18 protein-coding genes and 1 tRNA gene are annotated in these 20,209 nt (G+C 56.4%); all 19 read right to left on the bottom strand.

Going from position 1 to position 20,209, the window contains the following annotated elements; all coding sequences use genetic code 11:
• Window positions 1-1,052: elongation factor Tu (gene tuf, locus AB5Y80_RS16930; protein ID WP_368172509.1), on the bottom strand; the 1,052-nt coding region annotated here is incomplete at its 3' end.
• 54 nt (window positions 1,053-1,106) lie between these two features.
• Window positions 1,107-3,212, bottom strand: a complete 2,106-nt coding sequence (gene fusA, locus AB5Y80_RS16925; RefSeq protein ID WP_010675948.1) for an elongation factor G — start codon at window positions 3,210-3,212, stop codon at window positions 1,107-1,109.
• Between the two features lie 75 nt (window positions 3,213-3,287).
• Window positions 3,288-3,758, bottom strand: coding sequence for a 30S ribosomal protein S7 (gene rpsG, locus AB5Y80_RS16920; RefSeq protein ID WP_010675949.1), 471 nt, complete (start codon window positions 3,756-3,758; stop codon window positions 3,288-3,290).
• 93 nt (window positions 3,759-3,851) lie between these two features.
• On the bottom strand, window positions 3,852-4,226 hold the full coding sequence (gene rpsL, locus AB5Y80_RS16915) for a 30S ribosomal protein S12 (protein WP_005306278.1): 375 nt from the start codon (window positions 4,224-4,226) through the stop codon (window positions 3,852-3,854).
• 181 nt (window positions 4,227-4,407) lie between these two features.
• On the bottom strand, window positions 4,408-4,686 hold the full coding sequence (gene tusB / locus AB5Y80_RS16910; protein ID WP_323942847.1) for a sulfurtransferase complex subunit TusB: 279 nt from the start codon (window positions 4,684-4,686) through the stop codon (window positions 4,408-4,410).
• A gap of 7 nt (window positions 4,687-4,693) precedes the next feature.
• Window positions 4,694-5,050 carry a sulfurtransferase complex subunit TusC gene (gene tusC, locus AB5Y80_RS16905; RefSeq protein WP_029314860.1) on the bottom strand — a complete coding sequence of 119 codons (357 nt, stop codon included), beginning with the start codon at window positions 5,048-5,050 and terminating at the stop codon, window positions 4,694-4,696.
• A 9-nt stretch (window positions 5,051-5,059) separates the two neighbouring features.
• Window positions 5,060-5,452 carry a sulfurtransferase complex subunit TusD gene (tusD, locus tag AB5Y80_RS16900; RefSeq protein ID WP_043153907.1) on the bottom strand — a complete coding sequence of 131 codons (393 nt, stop codon included), beginning with the start codon at window positions 5,450-5,452 and terminating at the stop codon, window positions 5,060-5,062.
• An 86-nt stretch (window positions 5,453-5,538) separates the two neighbouring features.
• Window positions 5,539-5,919, bottom strand: a complete 381-nt coding sequence (locus AB5Y80_RS16895; protein WP_010675953.1) for a RidA family protein — start codon at window positions 5,917-5,919, stop codon at window positions 5,539-5,541.
• A 26-nt stretch (window positions 5,920-5,945) separates the two neighbouring features.
• Window positions 5,946-6,662: a transcriptional regulator gene (locus AB5Y80_RS16890; RefSeq protein WP_010675954.1), complete on the bottom strand. Its 717-nt coding sequence runs from the start codon at window positions 6,660-6,662 to the stop codon at window positions 5,946-5,948.
• 197 nt (window positions 6,663-6,859) lie between these two features.
• Complete coding sequence (rpoC, locus tag AB5Y80_RS16885) at window positions 6,860-11,164, bottom strand: DNA-directed RNA polymerase subunit beta' (RefSeq protein ID WP_010675955.1); 4,305 nt, start codon at window positions 11,162-11,164, stop codon at window positions 6,860-6,862.
• A 91-nt stretch (window positions 11,165-11,255) separates the two neighbouring features.
• Complete coding sequence (gene rpoB / locus AB5Y80_RS16880; protein WP_010675956.1) at window positions 11,256-15,284, bottom strand: DNA-directed RNA polymerase subunit beta; 4,029 nt, start codon at window positions 15,282-15,284, stop codon at window positions 11,256-11,258.
• 223 nt (window positions 15,285-15,507) lie between these two features.
• Window positions 15,508-15,873, bottom strand: a complete 366-nt coding sequence (gene rplL, locus AB5Y80_RS16875) for a 50S ribosomal protein L7/L12 (RefSeq protein ID WP_010675957.1) — start codon at window positions 15,871-15,873, stop codon at window positions 15,508-15,510.
• Between the two features lie 51 nt (window positions 15,874-15,924).
• Complete coding sequence (rplJ, locus tag AB5Y80_RS16870) at window positions 15,925-16,425, bottom strand: 50S ribosomal protein L10 (RefSeq protein ID WP_005339895.1); 501 nt, start codon at window positions 16,423-16,425, stop codon at window positions 15,925-15,927.
• Between the two features lie 256 nt (window positions 16,426-16,681).
• Window positions 16,682-17,383: a 50S ribosomal protein L1 gene (gene rplA, locus AB5Y80_RS16865; protein WP_010675958.1), complete on the bottom strand. Its 702-nt coding sequence runs from the start codon at window positions 17,381-17,383 to the stop codon at window positions 16,682-16,684.
• Between the two features lie 4 nt (window positions 17,384-17,387).
• Window positions 17,388-17,816 carry a 50S ribosomal protein L11 gene (rplK, locus tag AB5Y80_RS16860; protein ID WP_005306313.1) on the bottom strand — a complete coding sequence of 143 codons (429 nt, stop codon included), beginning with the start codon at window positions 17,814-17,816 and terminating at the stop codon, window positions 17,388-17,390.
• Window positions 17,817-17,950: 134 nt separating this feature from the next.
• Entirely contained in the window at window positions 17,951-18,502 is a 552-nt protein-coding gene (nusG, locus tag AB5Y80_RS16855) for a transcription termination/antitermination protein NusG (protein ID WP_010675959.1), read from the bottom strand.
• Window positions 18,503-18,511: 9 nt separating this feature from the next.
• Window positions 18,512-18,883: a preprotein translocase subunit SecE gene (gene secE / locus AB5Y80_RS16850; RefSeq protein WP_010675960.1), complete on the bottom strand. Its 372-nt coding sequence runs from the start codon at window positions 18,881-18,883 to the stop codon at window positions 18,512-18,514.
• Window positions 18,884-18,943: 60 nt separating this feature from the next.
• Window positions 18,944-19,020 (bottom strand) — tRNA-Trp (locus tag AB5Y80_RS16845).
• Window positions 19,021-19,072: 52 nt separating this feature from the next.
• On the bottom strand, window positions 19,073-20,209 hold a 1,137-nt coding region (gene tuf, locus AB5Y80_RS16840; RefSeq protein WP_017788708.1), incomplete at its 5' end, for an elongation factor Tu.

Below are 20,209 nucleotides of genomic sequence, written 5' to 3'. Positions count from 1 at the left end.
ACCATCTCTACGCCTTCCGGCAGTTCGATGGTACCGGTCACGTCGGTAGTACGGAAGTAGAACTGCGGACGGTAGCCCTTGAAGAACGGAGTGTGACGACCGCCTTCTTCCTTGGACAGCACGTACACTTCGGATTCGAACTTGGTGTGCGGCTTGATGGTGCCCGGCTTGGCCAGTACCTGACCACGCTCTACGTCTTCACGCTTCACGCCACGCAGCAGCGCGCCAACGTTCTCACCTGCACGACCTTCGTCCAGCAGTTTGCGGAACATTTCAACGCCGGTACAGGTGGTCTTGGTGGTATCTTTGATACCAACGATTTCCACTTCTTCACCAACCTTGACGATACCGCGCTCTACACGACCGGTTACTACGGTACCACGGCCTGCGATGGAGAAGACGTCTTCGATAGGCATCAGGAACGGCTGGTCAATGGCACGCTCCGGCTCCGGAATGTAGGTGTCCAGGTGGCCAGCCAGTTCCAGGATCTTCTCTTCCCACTGAGCTTCGCCTTCCAGCGCTTTCAGTGCGGAACCACGGACTACCGGCAGGTCATCACCCGGGAAGTCGTACTCAGACAGCAGTTCGCGAACTTCCATCTCGACCAGTTCCAGCAGCTCTTCGTCATCTACCATGTCGCACTTGTTCATGAACACGATGATGTACGGAACGCCTACCTGACGACCCAGCAGGATGTGCTCACGAGTCTGCGGCATCGGGCCGTCAGTCGCTGCTACTACCAGGATTGCGCCGTCCATCTGGGCAGCACCGGTGATCATGTTTTTAACGTAGTCGGCGTGACCCGGGCAATCTACGTGGGCGTAGTGGCGGGTAGCAGTGTCGTATTCTACGTGGGAGGTGTTGATGGTGATACCACGCTCACGCTCTTCCGGTGCCTTGTCGATCTGGTCGAAGGCGAAAGCTTTACCACCGAAGTGCTTGGCCAGCACGTTGGTGATGGCGGCGGTCAGGGTGGTTTTACCGTGGTCAACGTGGCCGATGGTGCCGACGTTTACGTGCGGTTTATTACGCTCAAATTTTTCTTTAGACACGACGTAGTCCTTCTAGGTTAAACCCGCCTACCGTCGTAGGCGGGGAATCTTAAATTACTTGGATTTGCGCTCTTCGATCACGGCCTGGGCGACGTTGGTCGGGGCATCGTGATACTTGGCGAATTCCATGGCGTAGGAAGCACGACCCTGGGTAGCAGAACGCAGGGAGGTGGCGTAACCGAACATTTCGGCCAGCGGCACCAGCGCACGTACGATCTTGCCGGACGGGCCATCTTCCATGCCTTCGATCAGGCCGCGACGACGGTTCAGGTCACCGATCACGTCGCCCATGTAGTCTTCCGGAGTCTCGACTTCGACCTTCATGATCGGTTCGAGCAGTACCGGGTTGGCCTTCATGAAGCCAGCCTTGAACGCCAGAGAAGCAGCGATCTTGAACGCCAGTTCGGAAGAGTCGACATCGTGGTAGGAACCGAAGTGCAGACGCACACCCAGATCCATTACCGGATAGCCTGCCAGCGGGCCGGACTTCAGCTGCTCGCGGATACCCTTGTCAACACCCGGGATGAATTCGCCCGGAATCACGCCACCCTTGATGTCGTTGACGAATTCGTAGGCTTTGCCTTCTTCCAGCGGGTACATGTCGATAACGACGTGACCGTACTGACCACGACCACCGGACTGCTTGGCATGCTTGCCTTCGATGTCCTTGACGGTGTTGCGGATGGTTTCACGGTAGGCAACCTGCGGCTTACCTACGTTGGCTTCTACCTTGAACTCGCGACGCATACGGTCAACGATGATGTCCAGGTGCAGCTCACCCATACCGGCGATGATGGTTTGACCAGATTCTTCGTCGGTCCATACGCGGAAGGACGGATCTTCCTGAGCCAGACGGCCCAGAGCCAGACCCATCTTCTCCTGGTCAGCCTTGGATTTCGGCTCAACGGCGATGGAGATTACCGGCTCCGGGAATTCCATACGCTCCAGGATGATCGGTGCGCTTTCGTCACACAGGGTATCACCGGTGGTGACGTCCTTCAGGCCGATGGCAGCAGCGATGTCGCCTGCGCGAACTTCTTTGATCTCTTCACGCTTGTTGGCATGCATCTGAACGATACGGCCGAAACGCTCGCGCTTCTCTTTAACGGAGTTCAGCACGGAGTCACCGGAGTTGACCACACCGGAGTAAACACGGAAGAAGGTCAGGTTGCCCACGAACGGGTCGGTAGCAATCTTGAATGCCAGAGCAGAGAACGGCTCGTCATCGGAAGCGTGACGCTCGTCCTTGGTCTCGCCATCCAGCTTCAGACCGTCGATAGCAGCAACGTCGGTCGGAGCCGGCAGGTACTCGACCACGGCATCCAGCATGGCCTGTACGCCCTTGTTCTTGAACGCGGAGCCACAGGTAACCAGGATGATTTCGTTGTTCAGAACACGCTGACGCAGAGCTTTCTTGATCTCTTCTTCAGTCAGTTCTTCACCACCCAGGTATTTTTCCATCAGGTCTTCAGACGCTTCAGCAGCGGCTTCAACCAGGTTCATGCGCATTTCTTGCGCCTGTTCCAGCAGCTCGGCCGGGACGTCTTCGTAGTCGAAGGATACGCCCTGGTCAGCTTCGCTCCAGTTGATGGCTTTCATCTTGACCAGGTCGATAACGCCCTTGAAGTTCTCTTCGGAACCGATGTTCAGTTGCAGAGGAACCGGGTTACCTTTCAGACGGGTCTTGATGTGCTCAACGCAGCGCAGGAAGTTAGCACCGGTACGGTCCATCTTGTTGACGAACGCGATACGGGGAACCTTGTACTTGTTAGCCTGACGCCATACGGTTTCAGACTGGGGCTGTACGCCACCTACGGCACAGTACACCATCACGGCGCCATCCAGAACACGCATGGAACGCTCTACTTCGATAGTAAAGTCAACGTGGCCCGGGGTATCGATGATGTTGATACGGTGCGGTTGGAACTGTTTACCCATACCGGACCAGAAAGCGGTGGTCGCGGCGGAGGTGATGGTGATACCACGCTCTTGTTCCTGTTCCATCCAGTCCATGGTGGCGGCGCCATCGTGAACTTCACCGATCTTGTGACTTACACCGGTGTAAAACAGAACGCGCTCGGTAGTAGTAGTCTTACCGGCGTCGATGTGAGCGGAGATACCGATATTACGATAACGCTCAATGGGGGTTGTACGAGCCATTGTCATCCTCTTACTAGGGCGCTTGTCCCCAGATAATTAAAGGTGCGCAGAGTCATAAGACCCTGCGCAAGCGGATTACCAGCGGAAGTGAGCGAAGGCCTTGTTCGCTTCAGCCATACGGTGAACGTCTTCACGTTTCTTGACAGACGAACCCTTATTGTCAGCGGCATCCAGCAGCTCGCCAGCCAAACGCTGAGCCATTGATTTTTCACCACGTTTACGAGCGGCATCAACCAACCAGCGCATTGCCAGAGCATTGCGACGTACCGGACGAACTTCTACCGGCACCTGATAGGTTGCACCACCGACGCGACGAGATTTAACCTCGACCGCCGGACGAATGTTGTCCAGAGCGACTTCGAACAGGGCCAGGTGCTCTTTGCCAGATTTGGTGGCAATGATGTCCAGGGCGCCATAAACGATGGCTTCTGCAACAGATTTCTTACCGTCAACCATTACTACGTTGACAAATTTAGCCAGCAGCTCAGATCCGAACTTGGGATCCGGCAGGATTTTACGCTGACCAACAACACGACGTCTTGGCATTTCAAATTCTCCGTAACTTCAGGGGTTACCCAAAACTAGAAAGTTATCTAACTAGAAACGAATTAACGTTTGGCCTTACTTAACGGAGAACCATTAAGCTTTCGGACGCTTCACGCCGTACTTGGAGCGAGCCTGCTTACGGTCTTTAACACCGGCACAGTCCAACGCACCACGAACGGTGTGATAACGAACACCTGGCAAGTCTTTTACACGACCGCCACGGATCAGAACAACAGAGTGCTCTTGCAGGTTGTGACCTTCACCACCGATGTAGGAGGTGACTTCGAAGCCGTTGGTCAGACGTACACGGCATACTTTACGCAGTGCAGAGTTAGGCTTCTTCGGGGTGGTGGTGTATACACGGGTGCATACGCCACGCTTCTGAGGGCACGCTTCCAGCGCCGGCACGTTGCTTTTCACAACGAGCTTGATGCGTGGCTTGCGAACCAACTGGTTAATAGTTGCCATCAAAAGGCTCCTGATAATGACTTCATAAACGTGTGAAAAATCCTCCCCGCAGATACGGGGACGCGAAATTTTATGCCCTGTTGTCTGGGGAGTCAAGATTTATACAATTTGCACACCGAAATGGCAAATGACAGTCGAATGACATTATGCTAAGCAACTGAGATAAAAAGGAAAACCAAGCCTAACCGCCCCAGGTCTGCGGTGATCCGTGCTCGGCGATCAACCTGATCAAACCCGGCATATCGAGTTCCATCCCGATCCCGGATGACAAGCCTCTCGCTTGCAGGTCTTCCTTCATGACGTACAGGGGGACCTCTGCCAAGCGCTCGCACCACCCGGGGGCAGCCGCCGCCATCACGGCATCCTGCATCAACACCACCAGATCCCCTTCCATGCGGTAACGCAACGCCAACTCGAGATCCCGGCTCATGAAGGGAGAGTTCAATATCAGCTGTATCACGGACACCTCAGAAGCAGATGTGGGTGGTGAAACCCGCCCAGCTACGGCGAATTTCCGCAGGAGAGAGCGGAATAACTGGGATTAGCAGATCCGCCGCCGTCAGTCCTCGCTCAGCCAGTGACACCGCACAGACATAGATCTCCTCGATGTCATACAGTTCCAGCATCTTGAAGGTCGGGGCGTAGTGACGCTGCAATATGGCGTGTGGTGATTGCTCCCTCACCAGTTGCATCACGCCATCCCCCACCAGAAAGAGTGCCAGGGACTCCGTCAATGCAGAGGTGGCCAGCAGAGCATCCAGCCCCTCCCGACCACTCGCCGAACCATGGGGACCACGCCGTGAGATAAACGCTATTCTGGTCATTTTGTCCCCCTAGAACTGAACGAAGCGATCAGCGGTCAGTGCGGCTTCCGCCAACTGACCGAGCCCGCTCAGGCAGAATGGTGCTTCCAGATTGAAATGCTCCCGTCCCATTCCCTTGGCCTCCTGCTCATCCAGCACGCCACGGCGCATGGCCGCAGCCACACACACATCGATACGGATGCCCTGCTGGATGGCCAACTCGCGCCACAACGCCACCAGGTCGGTCTCATCGCTGGCTGGCGTATGGAGGCCATTGGCATTGCACACCCCCTCCTGATAGAAGAAGAGGTGGGACAAGCGGTGTCCCTGCTCGACCAGACTCAGGGCAAAACGATAGGCCGTGCTGGCCGTCTGGGTGCCATAGGCGGGCCCGGTGACCAGCAGAGCAAAATTCAGACTCATGATCGCACTCCTGCACAGCGGTGCATCCATTCTACCTCACAGACGCAAAAGCCCCTCCTGGGAGGGGCTTTTGCAATGAAACAGGCTCAGACGTAAGCGATGGCTTCGACTTCGACCAGCACATCCTTGGGCAGACGAGCGACCTCCACGCAGGAACGTGCCGGAGCGGATTCGCCAAAGTAGCGGGCATACACTTGGTTGAAGGCCACGAAGTTGTTCATGTCACTCAGGAAGCAGGTGGTCTTCAGTACCTTGCTGGTATCGGCCCCTGCGGCTTTCAAGACTGCGACCAGATTCTTCATCACCTGCTCTGCCTGAGCCTCGATGCCACCGGCAACGATGTCCATGGTGGCCGGATCGAGCGGGATCTGCCCGGAGGTAAAGACCAGCTCACCCAGCTTGGTTGCCTGGACATAAGGGCCAATTGCGGCAGGCGCCTTGTCGGTTGCAATCACTTCTTTAGCCATTGTTATCTATCCCCTATCTATGGCGCTTACTCGCTCTCTTCTTCACCCTGCTTGCGCTGTCGGATGTAGAGATACACGGTATGTTTGGAAATATTCAGCTTGTCGGCGACCAGGTTGATCGAATCCTTGATATCAAATATGCCCTTCTCGAACAACTGGGTCACGATAAAACGGTTCTTGGCATTGTTGGCCACGGAGGGATCACGATTGATCTCGTCGATGGTGTTGTCCACCGTCTGGGCAACCAGCTCTTCGACGCTGTTGGCGAAGGTCTCCGGTGATTGCCGCTCCACCTGCTGTGGTGTCGGGAAGAATTCGGCCACGAACTCGTGGAAAGGCGCATTGATGTGCAAATTGATGCAGATAAGGCCGATCACCTGCTTGTCGCGGTTACGGATGGCGATGGTGCTCGACTTCATCAAGGCACCGGTCCGACTGCGGGCAAAATAACTCTGGGTGTGATCCTGACCCGTGCTCTCGATGTCCTTGAGCATCCGCAGGGCGAGATCGGTGATCGGCGCCCCCAGAGTTCGACCCGTATTGAAACCATTCGCGATTTGGATCACGGACTCATGCAGATTTTCCAGGGAGTGGAGCACCACCTCGCAGTGCTTGCCGAACAGATCGGCCAGGCCTTCGATAAGGCCCCCATATGAACGCAACAGCTCCCTGTCTTCGTCTGTAAAAGCGCGACCGCTCAGTTGCTCTTCGGGAAGCAGTACTTCCTCGATACCGACAGCCATGTTCTACCCCTGTAATACCCATTCAACTTTCCCGAGTTTTCAGTTGCGACGGGGCAATGTCAACTTTTTTTGATTTTTTGCTCTATAACCTTGCACTGGATCATCCCCCTGCCCCAGCCCAGTGCACGCTGGGCGCCGGATGGGAAATAAAAAAAGGGCCCCTAGAAGGGGCCCTTTTCGATCACTGCTGCGGAAGATTACTCTTCGTCAAAACTGCCGGCTGCGTTGAGCAGATCCGCCAGGTTTTGCTGAGCTTCATCGGCAGTCACCTGCGGCACACCGACAGCACGGGCTGCGGCGGCACGCTGGTTGATGCGGCTGTGGTGGTAGGCAAAGCCGGTACCAGCCGGGATCAGACGACCCACGATCACGTTCTCTTTCAGGCCGCGCAGTTCATCACGCTTGCCACCAACGGCTGCTTCGGTCAGCACGCGGGTGGTCTCCTGGAAGGAAGCCGCGGAGATGAAGGACTCGGTGCTCAGAGATGCCTTGGTAATACCCATCAGGATATGACGGTAGGTAGCCGGGGTCTTCCCTTCGGCAACCAGTTTACGGTTGGCAATCTTCACACGGGCCACTTCAACCTGTTCACCTTCGATCAGGTCGGTGTCGCCAGCGCTCAGGATCTCGCACTTGCGAAGCATCTGACGCACGATGACTTCGATGTGCTTGTCGTTGATCTTAACGCCTTGCAGACGGTAAACGTCCTGCACTTCGTTGGCGATGTAGTTGGCGACCGGGCTGATACCGCGCAGACGCAGGATGTCATGAGCAGACTCGGGACCGTCCGCCAGCACTTCACCCTTCTCAACTTTTTCACCTTCGAACACGTTGAGGTGACGCCATTTCGGAATCATCTCTTCGTAGATCTCGCCACCATCGGTCGGGGTGATGACCAGACGGCGTTTGCCCTTGGTCTCTTTCCCGAAGGAGATGGTACCGGAGATCTCGGCCAGGATGGCCGGCTCTTTCGGCTGACGTGCTTCGAACAGATCCGCAACGCGCGGCAGACCACCGGTGATGTCCTTGGTACCGCTGGACTCTTGCGGGATACGCGCAACCGCGTCACCCACGCCCACGTTGGCACCATCTTCCAGGTTCACGATCGCCTTGCCCGGCAGGAAGTACTGGGCGGGAACGTCGGTGCCCGGGATCATCACATCCTTGCCGTTCAGATCGACCAGTTTCACGGTCGGACGCATCTCTTTACCGGCGCTCGGACGCTCGTTGACATCCAGCACGACGATGGAAGAGAGACCGGTCAGCTCGTCGGTCTGACGAGTGATGGTCACACCGTCGATCATGTGTTCGAAGTGCAGGCGACCCGCCACTTCGGTGATGATCGGGTGAGTGTGCGGGTCCCAGTTCGCGACGGTATCACCGGCGTTCACCGCTTCGCCATCCTTCACTTCCAGCACGGAACCGTAAGGCAGCTTGTGGCTTTCCTTGGTACGGCCCATCTCGTCCATGATGGTCAGCTCGGTAGAACGGGAGGTGATAACCAGCTTGTCAGAGTTGTTCAGAACGAACTTGGCGTTCTGCAACTTGATGCTACCGGTGTTCTTCACCTGGATGCTGCTCTCGGCAGCCGCTCGGGATGCGGCACCACCGATGTGGAAGGTACGCATCGTCAGCTGGGTACCTGGTTCACCGATGGACTGAGCAGCGATAACACCGACAGCCTCACCCTTGTTCACCAGGTGACCACGGGCCAGATCACGGCCGTAGCAGTGAGCACAGTTACCGAAGTCGGTCTCACAGGTGATGGCAGAACGCACCTTCACGCGGTCGACGGAGTTGCGCTCCAGCAGGTCACACAGCTGCTCGTCGAGCAGGGTGTTGCGCGCTACCAGCACTTCATCCTCGGTACCCGGCTTGATCACGTCTTCGGCCACCACACGACCCAGCACGCGCTCACGCAGCGGCTCGACCACGTCGCCACCCTCGATCAGCGGAGTCATCCACAGACCGTCGGTAGTGCCGCAATCGTCCTCGGTGATCACCATGTCCTGGGCCACGTCAACCAGACGACGGGTCAGGTAACCGGAGTTCGCTGTCTTCAGTGCGGTATCCGCCAGACCTTTACGAGCACCGTGAGTGGAGATGAAGTACTGCAGTACGTTCAGACCTTCACGGAAGTTCGCCACGATCGGCGTTTCGATGATGGAGCCATCCGGCTTCGCCATCAGGCCACGCATACCGGCCAGCTGACGGATCTGGGCGGCGGAACCCCGCGCACCAGAGTCGGCCATCATGAAGATGCTGTTGAAGGAGGCTTGCTCTTCCTCATCGCCCAGGGAGTTGACGTTACGCTCCTTGGAAAGGTTGTCCATCATGGCCTTGGAGACGCGATCGTTCGCGCTGGCCCAGATATCGATAACCTTGTTGTAGCGTTCGCCCGCGGTCACCAGACCGGACAGGAACTGGTCCTGGATCTCGGCGACTTCGGCTTCTGCAGCAGCGATGATGTCTTTCTTGGCATCCGGGATGACCATGTCATCGATACCAACAGAGGCACCGGACAGGGCCGCGTAGTGGAAACCGGTATACATCAGCTGGTCAGCGAAGATGACGGTATCCTTCAGGCCCTGCTTGCGATAGCAGGTGTTCAGCAGACGGGAGATGAGCTTTTTGCCCAGCGCCTTGTTGGAGACGCACTTGATCCAGTTCTGCGGGTTGGCGTCCAGGTCAGCCTGCTCTGCAGCAGTCAGTACCTTGGGCTCGTCAATCAGCGCGTACTCCATGCCTTTGGGCAGGATCAGGCTCAGGATCGCACGACCAACGGTGGTGTTCTTCATCTCGGTCTTGGCAACCAGCTCACCGGCTTCGTTCTTCACGTACTCGGTGATGCGGCACTTGACGCGAGCATGCAGGTCGGCCAGGCCGGCACGGTAGACCTTCTCGGCCTCTTTCGGGCCGGACAGCACCATACCTTCACCCTTCGCATTGATGCGGGCGCGGGTCATGTAGTACAGACCCAAGACCACGTCCTGGGAAGGAACGATGATCGGCTCACCGGAGGCAGGCGACAGGATGTTGTTGGTGGACATCATCAGGGCACGCGCTTCCAGCTGGGCTTCCAGGGTCAGCGGTACGTGGACCGCCATCTGGTCACCGTCGAAGTCCGCGTTATAGGCGGCACAGACGAGCGGGTGCAGCTGGATGGCCTTGCCTTCGATCAGGGTCGGTTCAAACGCCTGGATACCCAGACGGTGCAGGGTCGGCGCACGGTTCAGCAGAACCGGGTGTTCGCGGATCACTTCGTCCAGGATGTCCCAGACGACGGCTTCTTCGCGCTCCACCATCTTCTTGGCGGCCTTGATCGTGGTCGCCAGACCGCGGGATTCCAGCTTGCCGTAGATGAAGGGCTTGAACAGCTCAAGTGCCATCTTCTTCGGCAGACCGCACTGATGCAGACGCAGGGTCGGACCTACGGTGATAACGGAACGACCAGAGTAGTCGACACGCTTACCCAGCAGGTTCTGACGGAAACGACCTTGCTTACCCTTGATCATGTCGGCCAGGGATTTCAGCGGGCGCTTGTTGGAACCGGTGATGGCACGACCACGACGGCCGTTGTCCAGCAGGGCATCCACGGACTCTTGCAGCATGCGCTTTTCGTTGCGCACGATGATGTCCGGCGCAGCCAGATCCAGCAGACGCTTCAAGCGGTTGTTACGGTTGATCACGCGACGGTACAGATCGTTCAGATCGGAGGTCGCGAAACGACCGCCGTCCAGCGGTACCAGCGGACGCAGGTCCGGCGGCAGCACGGGCAGCACAGTCATGATCATCCACTCCGGCTTGTTGCCGGACTGCAGGAAGGCTTCCATCAGCTTCAGACGCTTGGTGGTCTTCTTGCGCTTGGTCTCGGAGTTGGTCTGATCCAGCTCCTCACGCATGGCTTTGACTTCGCCTTCCAGATCGATGGCGCGCAGCAGAGCCAGAATGGCCTCGGCACCCATCTTGGCGTCGAATTCGTCGCCCCACTCTTCCAGTGCGTCCAGATAGTTCTCTTCGGAGAGCATCTGGCTGCGCTCGAGGTTGGTCATGCCGGGTTCGATCACTACATAGGATTCGAAATACAGCACGCGCTCGATGTCACGCAGGGTCATGTCCAGCAGCAGACCGATACGGGACGGCAGGGACTTCAGGAACCAGATGTGGGCAGTCGGGCTGGCCAGCTCGATGTGGCCCATGCGCTCACGACGGACCTTGGTCTGGGTCACTTCTACACCGCACTTCTCGCAGATCACACCACGGTGTTTCAGGCGCTTGTACTTGCCGCACAGACACTCGTAGTCCTTCACCGGTCCGAAGATACGGGCGCAGAACAGACCATCACGCTCCGGCTTGAAAGTCCGGTAGTTGATGGTCTCAGGCTTTTTGACCTCACCGAATGACCAGGAGCGGATCATGTCAGGAGAGGCCAGACCGATCTTGATACTGTCAAACTCTTCGGTCTTGGTCTGAGCCTTCAAAAACTTGAGTAAGTCTTTCACGTGTTTCCCCTGTCAGGAGTCTAACCTCGGCGCCCCGGCTGCCGAAACAGCGGGGCGCCCACGTCAATTCTCGAACAATAAGAGCGAGCTCTTACTCTTCGTCCAGCTCGATGTTGATACCCAGAGAGCGGATTTCCTTCAGCAATACGTTGAAGGATTCGGGCATGCCCGGCTCCATACGGTGGTCGCCATCCACGATGTTCTTGTACATCTTGGTACGGCCGTTCACATCGTCAGACTTGACGGTCAGCATTTCCTGCAGGGTATATGCCGCACCGTAAGCCTCCAGGGCCCACACTTCCATCTCACCGAACCGCTGACCACCGAACTGCGCCTTACCACCCAGCGGCTGCTGGGTAACCAAGCTGTAGGAACCGGTAGAACGCGCGTGCATCTTGTCGTCTACCAGGTGGTTCAGCTTCAGCATGTACATGTAACCCACGGTGACCTTGCGCTCGAAGGCGTTACCGGTACGACCGTCGAACAGGGAGATCTGACCGGATTCCGGCAGATCGGCCAGCTTCAGCAAGGCTTTGATTTCGCGCTCTTTGGCACCATCAAAGACAGGTGTAGCCACCGGCAGACCCTTACGCAGGTTACCCACCAGGGTACGCACGTCGTCGTCAGACAGTTCAGCAATGTTCACTTGCTGGGAGTCCTTCTCGCCCAGGTCATAGACCTGTTGCAGGAACTCGCGCATCTCGTGCAGTTCGCGCTGTTCTTTGATCATGCGGTCGATCTTCTCGCCGATGCCCTTGGCCGCGAGGCCCAGGTGCACTTCGAGGATCTGACCGATGTTCATACGAGACGGTACACCCAGCGGGTTCAGTACGATGTCGACCGGACGGCCGTACTCGTCATGGGGCATATCCTCGACCGGACAGATCTTGGAGATAACACCCTTGTTACCGTGACGGCCCGCCATCTTGTCACCCGGCTGGATGCGACGCTTGACGGCCAGATAGACCTTGACGATCTTCAGTACGCCCGGCGCCAGGTCATCGCCCTGGATGATCTTGCGACGCTTGTTCTCGAATTTCTTGTCGAACTCGGCCTTCAGCTCAACGTGCTGTTCAGCGATCTGCTCCAGCTCGATTTGCTTGGCTTCATCTTCGATGGCCAGCTCAAACCACTTGGAACGATCGAGCTTGTTCAGACGATCTTCGCTGTAACCGGCGGCCAGCAGCAGGTTGCGGGAACGGCCGAAAATGCCGTCTTCCAGGATCTTGAACTCTTCGGTCAAGTCCTTCTTCGCTTCCTTCAACTGCATCTCTTCGATTTCTTTGGCGCGCTTGTCTTTTTCCACGCCATCGCGGGTAAAGACCTGCACGTCAACCACGGTACCGTACACACCGTTCGGCACTCGCAGGGAAGAGTCCTTCACGTCGGACGCCTTCTCACCGAAGATGGCGCGCAGCAGCTTCTCTTCCGGAGTCAGCTGGGTTTCACCTTTCGGAGTCACCTTGCCGACCAGAATGTCGCCGCCCTTCACTTCGGCACCCACGTAGACGATGCCGGACTCGTCCAGCTTGGACAGAGCGGCTTCACCCACGTTCGGGATGTCAGCAGTGATCTCTTCCGGACCCAACTTGGTGTCACGGGAGATACAGGCCAGTTCCTGGATGTGAATGGTGGTCAGGCGATCTTCCTGAACAACACGCTCGTTCACCAGGATCGAGTCTTCGAAGTTGTAACCGTTCCACGGCATGAACGCGACGCGCAGGTTCTGACCCAGCGCCAGTTCACCGAGATCGGTGGACGGGCCGTCAGCCAGTACGTCGCCAGCCATGACCGGCTCACCCAACATCACGCACGGACGCTGGTTGATACAGGTGTTCTGGTTGGAACGGGTGTATTTGGTCAGACTGTAGATGTCGATGCCAGCTTCGCCAGGCAGCAGCTCATCTTCGTTGACCTTGATAACGATACGGGAGGCATCGACATAGTCGATCATACCGCCACGCTTGGCCACTACGGTCACACCGGAGTCAACGGCCACTGCGCGTTCCATACCGGTACCTACCAGCGGCTTGTCAGCGCGCAGGGTCGGTACAGCCTGACGTTGCATGTTTGAACCCATCAATGCGCGGTTCGCGTCATCGTGTTCCAGGAACGGGATCAGGGCCGCTGCCACAGAGACGATCTGTTGCGGGCTCACGTCCATGTACTGGATCTGGTCGGCGTTCATAAAGGTGGATTCACCTTTGTGACGGCACGGGATCAATTCATCTTTCAGACGGCCATCTTCGGTGGTCGCGGCGTTGGCCTGTGCGATCACGTACTTGCCTTCTTCAATCGCAGACAGGTAATCCACTTCGTCGGTGATCACACCGTCGATCACCTTGCGGTACGGGGTCTCGAGGAAACCGTACTCGTTGGTGCGGGAATACACGGACAGCGAGTTGATCAGACCGATGTTCGGACCTTCCGGCGTTTCGATGGGGCACAGACGACCGTAGTGGGTCGGGTGTACGTCTCGAACTTCGAAACCGGCACGCTCACGGGTCAGACCGCCCGGGCCCAGCGCGGAGATACGGCGCTTGTGGGTCACTTCGGACAGCGGGTTGTTCTGGTCCATGAACTGGGACAGCTGGCTGGAACCAAAGAACTCTTTGACCGCGGCGGAGATCGGCTTGGCGTTGATCAGATCCTGCGGCATCAGGGTGTCCAGATCGCCCAGAGACAGGCGCTCCTTCACCGCACGCTCGACACGGACCAGACCAACACGGAACTGGTTCTCGGCCATTTCACCGACGGAACGGATACGACGGTTACCAAGGTGGTCGATATCGTCCACTTCGTCGTTACCGTTACGGATATCGATCAGGCGCTTCATGACCTCGACGATATCGTCCTTGGTCAGCACGCCAACGCCAGTCTCGTCTTCACGACCCAAACGGCGGTTGAACTTCATCCGACCTACGGTAGACAGGTCGTAACGCTCGGAAGAGAAGAACAGGTTCTCGAACAGCTGCTCGGCCGCTTCGCGAGTGGGCGGCTCGCCCGGACGCATCATGCGATAGATCTCGACCAGGGCTTCCAGGCGGCTGGAGCTGGAGTCGATACGCAGGGTCTCGGACATGTAGGCACCGTGATCCAGTTCGTTGGTGAACAGAACCTCGAAGTGCTTGAAGCCGGCTTGGGACAGGTTGGCAACCGCTTCCAGGCTCAGCGCCTGGTTGGCAGTGACAACCATCTCACCAGTCTGCGGGTGCGCGTAGTTCTTGGCTGCAACTTTGCCAACAACATACTCTACCGGCACCTCGATCTGGGTGATGCCGTCTTTTTCCAGCTGACGGATGTGACGGGCAGTGACACGACGACCGGTTTCAACCACCACGGCGCCATTGGCAATGATGTCGAAGGTCGCGGTCTCGCCACGCAGGCGCTCGGGCACCAGATCCATCATCAACTTGCCATCCTTGACCTCGAAACCGATGGTCTCGAAGAAGGTGGCCAGGATTTCTTCGGAACTGAAGTCCAGGGCGCGCAGAATAATGGAGGCCGGCAGTTTGCGACGACGGTCGATACGGACAAACAGGTTGTCTTTCGCATCGAACTCGAAGTCCAGCCAGGAGCCACGGTAGGGGATAACGCGGGCGTTATACAGTACCTTACCGGATGAATGTGTTTTGCCTTTATCGTGGTCGAAGAAGACGCCCGGGCTGCGGTGCAGCTGGGAGACGATGACCCGTTCGGTACCATTGATGACAAAGGTGCCGTTCTCGGTCATGAGCGGAATTTCGCCCATGTATACTTCTTGTTCCTTGATGTCTTTGACGGTGCCGGCAGCTGCTTCACGGTCGTACAGAACCATACGAAGCTTGACACGCAGCGGCGCGGAGTAGGTCACTCCACGGATCTGGCATTCTTTTACGTCAAATACCGGCTCACCCAGGCGATAGCTGACATACTGAAGCTCAGCACTACCGGAGTAACTGGTGATCGGGAAAACGCTACGGAAGGCGGCTTCTAGGCCGTACTCACCTTCCGGGTCAGCCTCGATGAACTGCTTGAAGGAGTCCAGCTGAATGGACAACAGATAAGGCGTGTCCAGTACCTGGTCTCGCTTACCGAAGTCCTTACGTATGCGTTTTTTTTCGGTATAAGAGTAAACCATAGGGTTCCTCAGCTCGCTGATAAGTGACCCACTCTGTCCCCACGGGACAGCTCTGTCTCAACACCGTTTTGTGTTGGCCCGGACGATGAGGTGGTCCGGATTGCTGGTGCACCGAGAGTCGTGAACGGTGTGAAATACTCTCAGTCTACAGCGCAAAAAGGCTGGTGAATAAAGATTCACCAGCCTTAGCCTGTTTTATCAGGCTAATCTACATAAATGCAGATTATTTGATCTCAACAGAAGCACCGGCAGCTTCCAGCTCTTTCTTCAGAGCTTCAGCTTCGTCCTTGGACACGGCTTCTTTCAGATTGGTCGGAGCAGCTTCTACCAGGTCCTTGGCTTCTTTCAGGCCCAGACCGGTAGCGCCACGAACGGCCTTGATGACGGCAACTTTGTTGGCGCCAGCAGCAGTCAGAACTACGTCGAACTCGGTCTTCTCTTCTACTGCTTCAGCAGCAGCCGGGCCAGCCATGACGGCAGCAGCGGCAGAAACACCGAACTTCTCTTCCATAGCTTCGATCAGCTCAACAACTTCCATTACGGACATGGAAGCAACGGCTTCGATGATTTGGTCTTTAGTGATAGACATGACAAAAATTCCTGATGTTGAATAAACTCAAACAGCCTAGATAGGCGAGAATCAAGCAGCAGCTTGTTTCTGGTCGCGAACAGCAGCGATAGTACGAACCAGCTTGCCAGCAGAGGCTTCCTTCATGGTAGCCATCAACTTCGCAATTGCTTCTTCGTAAGTCGGCAGCGTGGCCAGACGATCAATTTGTGCTGCGGCGATAAACTCACCGTTAAAAGCGCCAGCCTTGATTTCGAACTTTTGGTTCGCTTTGGCAAACTCTTTGAACAGACGAGCGGCAGCGCCCGGGTGTTCGTTAGAGAAAGCAATCAAGGTAGGACCGGTAAATGCGTCGTTCAGGCACTCGTATTCGGTACCTTCTACCGCGCGACGCAGCAGGGTGTTACGCACAACGCGCATGTACACACCAGCTTCACGAGCGGTCTTACGCAGGACGGTCATCTTGTCTACAGTGACGCCGCGAGAATCGGCTACAACTGCAGAAAGAGCGCCTTTGGCAGCTTCGTTGACTTCAGCAACAATTGCCTTTTTGTCTTCGAGTCCCAATGCCATTGGCTTAACTCCTGGATTGAATCCGGGTCTGTTGACCCAGTACTGACACATCCCCCCTACCTTTACAACAGAGGGGAACGATGCGGTAGCAGGATTCCAGAAGAGAAAGAATCTTTCTCGCTGGGTTTCCGGCACCGTCTACGCAGGAAGAATTAAGGCTTTGCGGCCTCCTGCGGTCTTGGACGGAGGTCGAAACCCCCAACCAATCAAGGCGCAAAATTATAGATTAAATTTTGCGCCTTGTAAAACCCATCAATTAGGCCTGAGCTTCCAGGGAAGCTTGGTCTACGGCAACACCGGCACCCATGGTGGTGGAGATGCTGACTTTCTTGATGAATACACCCTTGGCGGAGGACGGCTTGGCCTTCTTCAAGGCAACCAGCAGCGCTTCCAGGTTTTCTTTCAGCTGAACTTCGTTGAAAGAGACCTTGCCCAGAGTGGTATGAATGATACCGTTCTTGTCGTTACGGTAACGAACCTGACCAGCCTTGGCGTTCTTGACGGCTTCGGCTACGTTCGGAGTGACGGTACCCACTTTCGGGTTCGGCATCAGACCGCGCGGGCCCAGGATCTGGCCCAGTTGACCAACAACGCGCATAGCATCCGGGGATGCGATCACGACGTCGAAGTTCATCTCGCCTTTCTTGACCAGCTCAGCCAAGTCATCCATACCAACCAGTTCAGCACCGGCAGCCTTGGCGGCTTCGGCATTGGCACCCTGGGTGAACACGGCGACACGGATGTCACGACCGGTACCGTGCGGCAGTACAGTTGCACCACGTACGTTCTGGTCGGATTTACGAGCATCGATACCCAGGTTAACGGCAACGTCAACGCTTTCAACGAACTTGGCGGTAGCCAGTTCTTTCAGCAGGGCAATGGCTTCGTTGATGGAGTACTCTTTGGTACCGTCAACTTTTTCGCGAATAACGCGCATACGCTTGGACAGTTTAGCCATTGTCTTACTCCTCCACTACCAGGCCCATGGAACGAGCGGAACCGGCGATGCAACGTACTTTTGCATCCAGATCGGCACCAGTCATATCCGGCTCTTTGGTCTTGGCGATTTCTTGCAGCTGAGCCACAGTCACCTTACCAACCTTGTCTTTGTTCGGCTTGGCTGAACCAGACTGGATACCAGCGGCTTTCTTCAGCAGGAAGGAAGCGGGCGGAGTCTTGGTTTCGAAGGTGAAGGAACGGTCGCTGTAAACGGTGATCACGACCGGAGTCGGAGAACCTTTTTCCAGCTTTTCTGTACGGGCGTTGAATGCCTTACAGAATTCCATGATGTTCACACCGTGCTGACCCAGAGCAGGACCAACGGGAGGGCTGGGGTTAGCACTGCCAGCCTTAACTTGCAGCTTGATATAAGCTGTGACTTTCTTAGCCATTACAAAAATACCTCAAAAATGGGTTCTAACGCCTCGGAGACATGCTCCTGCAAACGGCTCCCCAACAAATAAAGGGGCAGCGAATTATAGAGATAATCGCTGCCCCTGACAACCGTTAAACGTACAGAGATTAATCAGCCTTTTTCGACCTGACCAAAATCCAGTTCTACCGGCGTTGAGCGGCCGAAGATCAGTACGGAGACCTTCACGCGGCTCTTTTCGTAGTCCACCTCTTCAACGGTACCGTTGAAGTCGGCGAACGGACCATCGGCAACCCGGACCATCTCACCCGGTTCAAACAGGGTTTTCGGACGCGGCTTGTCGTGGGCATCTTGCAGACGATTGAGGATGGCATCAGCTTCCTTATCGGAGATAGGAGCAGGGCGATCGGAGGTACCGCCGATGAAACCCATTACACGTGGTACATTGCGTACCAGGTGCCATGTGGTTTCATCCATCACCATCTGGACCAGGACGTATCCCGGGAAAAATTTGCGCTCACTCTTGCGCTTCTGGCCAGCACGCATCTCGACCACTTCTTCGGTCGGGACCAGCACTTCACCAAACAGCTCTTCCATGCCATGCATCTTGATATGTTCACGCAGGGATTTGGCAACACGGCCTTCGTAGCCGGAAAATGCCTGCACGACATACCATCTCATACGCTGTTCACGTTGTTCAGTCATGGCTTATCCTTACACACCGGTAATCAGGTTGACCAACCAGACCAAGGCGCCGTCCAACACGAACAGCAGCAGCCCCATCACGGCAGTCACCGCCAGCACAATCAGGGTTGTCTGAATGGCTTCCTGACGGGTCGGCCATACGACCTTGCGGACTTCCAGGCGAGACTCACGGGCAAACGCCAGTGTTGCCTTGCCCTTGGTGGTTTGCAGGGCCACTGCACCGGCAGCAGCGATGACAACGACCACACCCAGGGCGCGGACGGCAGCAATAACGTCGCTCAGCAGGTAATTGCCCACTACAGCGGCCGCCAGGATGATGAAAACCAGGCCCCAAAGCAGGGTATCCTTGCTTCCGCCCTGACCCTCAGAACTAACACTCATACAACCCACCTGTATCTGACGTAACCAAAGACACAAAAGCCCCGTACGAGACGAGGTATATGGCAGGGGCGGCAGGACTCGAACCCGCAACCATCGGTTTTGGAGACCGCTGTTCTACCAATTCGAACTACGCCCCTGCATAAGAAAGCCCCTATTATAGGGGCTTTGCTTTATTTATGTAAGCCAAGATTAAGCGATAACTTTGGCTACAACACCAGCACCTACGGTACGGCCACCTTCACGGATAGCGAAACGCAGGCCGTCGTCCATCGCGATCGGGGCAATCAGGGTAACAACCATCTTGATGTTGTCGCCCGGCATTACCATCTCTACGCCTTCCGGCAGTTCGATGGTACCGGTCACGTCGGTAGTACGGAAGTAGAACTGCGGACGGTAGCCCTTGAAGAACGGAGTGTGACGACCGCCTTCTTCCTTGGACAGCACGTACACTTCGGATTCGAACTTGGTGTGCGGCTTGATGGTGCCCGGCTTGGCCAGTACCTGACCACGCTCTACGTCTTCACGCTTCACGCCACGCAGCAGCGCGCCAACGTTCTCACCTGCACGACCTTCGTCCAGCAGTTTGCGGAACATTTCAACGCCGGTACAGGTGGTCTTGGTGGTATCTTTGATACCAACGATTTCCACTTCTTCACCAACCTTGACGATACCGCGCTCTACACGACCGGTTACTACGGTACCACGGCCTGCGATGGAGAAGACGTCTTCGATAGGCATCAGGAACGGCTGGTCAATGGCACGCTCCGGCTCCGGAATGTAGGTGTCCAGGTGGCCAGCCAGTTCCAGGATCTTCTCTTCCCACTGAGCTTCGCCTTCCAGCGCTTTCAGTGCGGAACCACGGACTACCGGCAGGTCATCACCCGGGAAGTCGTACTCAGACAGCAGTTCGCGAACTTCCATCTCGACCAGTTCCAGCAGCTCTTCGTCATCTACCATGTCGCACTTGTTCATGAACACGATGATGTACGGAACGCCTACCTGACGACCCAGCAGGATGTGCTCACGAGTCTGCGGCATCGGGCCGTCAGTCGCTGCTACTACCAGGATTGCGCCGTCCATCTGGGCAGCACCGGTGATCATGTTTTTAACGTAGTCGGCGTGACCCGGGCAATCTACGTGGGCGTAGTGGCGGGTAGCAGTGTCGTATTCTACGTGGGAGGTGTTGATGGTGATACCACGCTCACGCTCTTCCGGTGCCTTGTCGATCTGGTCGAAGGCGAAAGCTTTACCACCGAAGTGCTTGGCCAGCACGTTGGTGATGGCGGCGGTCAGGGTGGTTTTACCGTGGTCAACGTGGCCGATGGT

Origin of the sequence: Aeromonas sp. R2-1, assembly GCF_040908425.1 — a bacterium.
Classification (GTDB): Bacteria; Pseudomonadota; Gammaproteobacteria; order Enterobacterales; family Aeromonadaceae; genus Aeromonas; species Aeromonas caviae.
The sequence above is the reverse complement of the archived record's forward strand: the minus strand, read 5'-3'. Positions and strand labels throughout refer to the sequence as shown.

What these genes read in the sequence shown, in the direction of transcription:
- fusA (WP_010675948.1), bottom strand. Translation starts at nt 3,212, where the DNA reads ATGGCTCGTACAACCCCCATTGAGCGTTATCGTAATATCGGTATCTCC.
- rpsG (WP_010675949.1), bottom strand. Translation starts at nt 3,758, where the DNA reads ATGCCAAGACGTCGTGTTGTTGGTCAGCGTAAAATCCTGCCGGATCCC.
- rpsL (WP_005306278.1), bottom strand. Translation starts at nt 4,226, where the DNA reads ATGGCAACTATTAACCAGTTGGTTCGCAAGCCACGCATCAAGCTCGTT.
- tusC (WP_029314860.1), bottom strand. Translation starts at nt 5,050, where the DNA reads ATGACCAGAATAGCGTTTATCTCACGGCGTGGTCCCCATGGTTCGGCG.
- tusD (WP_043153907.1), bottom strand. Translation starts at nt 5,452, where the DNA reads ATGAGTCTGAATTTTGCTCTGCTGGTCACCGGGCCCGCCTATGGCACC.
- AB5Y80_RS16895 (WP_010675953.1), bottom strand. Translation starts at nt 5,919, where the DNA reads ATGGCTAAAGAAGTGATTGCAACCGACAAGGCGCCTGCCGCAATTGGC.
- AB5Y80_RS16890 (WP_010675954.1), bottom strand. Translation starts at nt 6,662, where the DNA reads ATGGCTGTCGGTATCGAGGAAGTACTGCTTCCCGAAGAGCAACTGAGC.
- rpoB (WP_010675956.1), bottom strand. Translation starts at nt 15,284, where the DNA reads ATGGTTTACTCTTATACCGAAAAAAAACGCATACGTAAGGACTTCGGT.
- rplL (WP_010675957.1), bottom strand. Translation starts at nt 15,873, where the DNA reads ATGTCTATCACTAAAGACCAAATCATCGAAGCCGTTGCTTCCATGTCC.
- rplJ (WP_005339895.1), bottom strand. Translation starts at nt 16,425, where the DNA reads ATGGCATTGGGACTCGAAGACAAAAAGGCAATTGTTGCTGAAGTCAAC.
- rplA (WP_010675958.1), bottom strand. Translation starts at nt 17,383, where the DNA reads ATGGCTAAACTGTCCAAGCGTATGCGCGTTATTCGCGAAAAAGTTGAC.
- rplK (WP_005306313.1), bottom strand. Translation starts at nt 17,816, where the DNA reads ATGGCTAAGAAAGTCACAGCTTATATCAAGCTGCAAGTTAAGGCTGGC.
- nusG (WP_010675959.1), bottom strand. Translation starts at nt 18,502, where the DNA reads ATGACTGAACAACGTGAACAGCGTATGAGATGGTATGTCGTGCAGGCA.
- secE (WP_010675960.1), bottom strand. Translation starts at nt 18,883, where the DNA reads ATGAGTGTTAGTTCTGAGGGTCAGGGCGGAAGCAAGGATACCCTGCTT.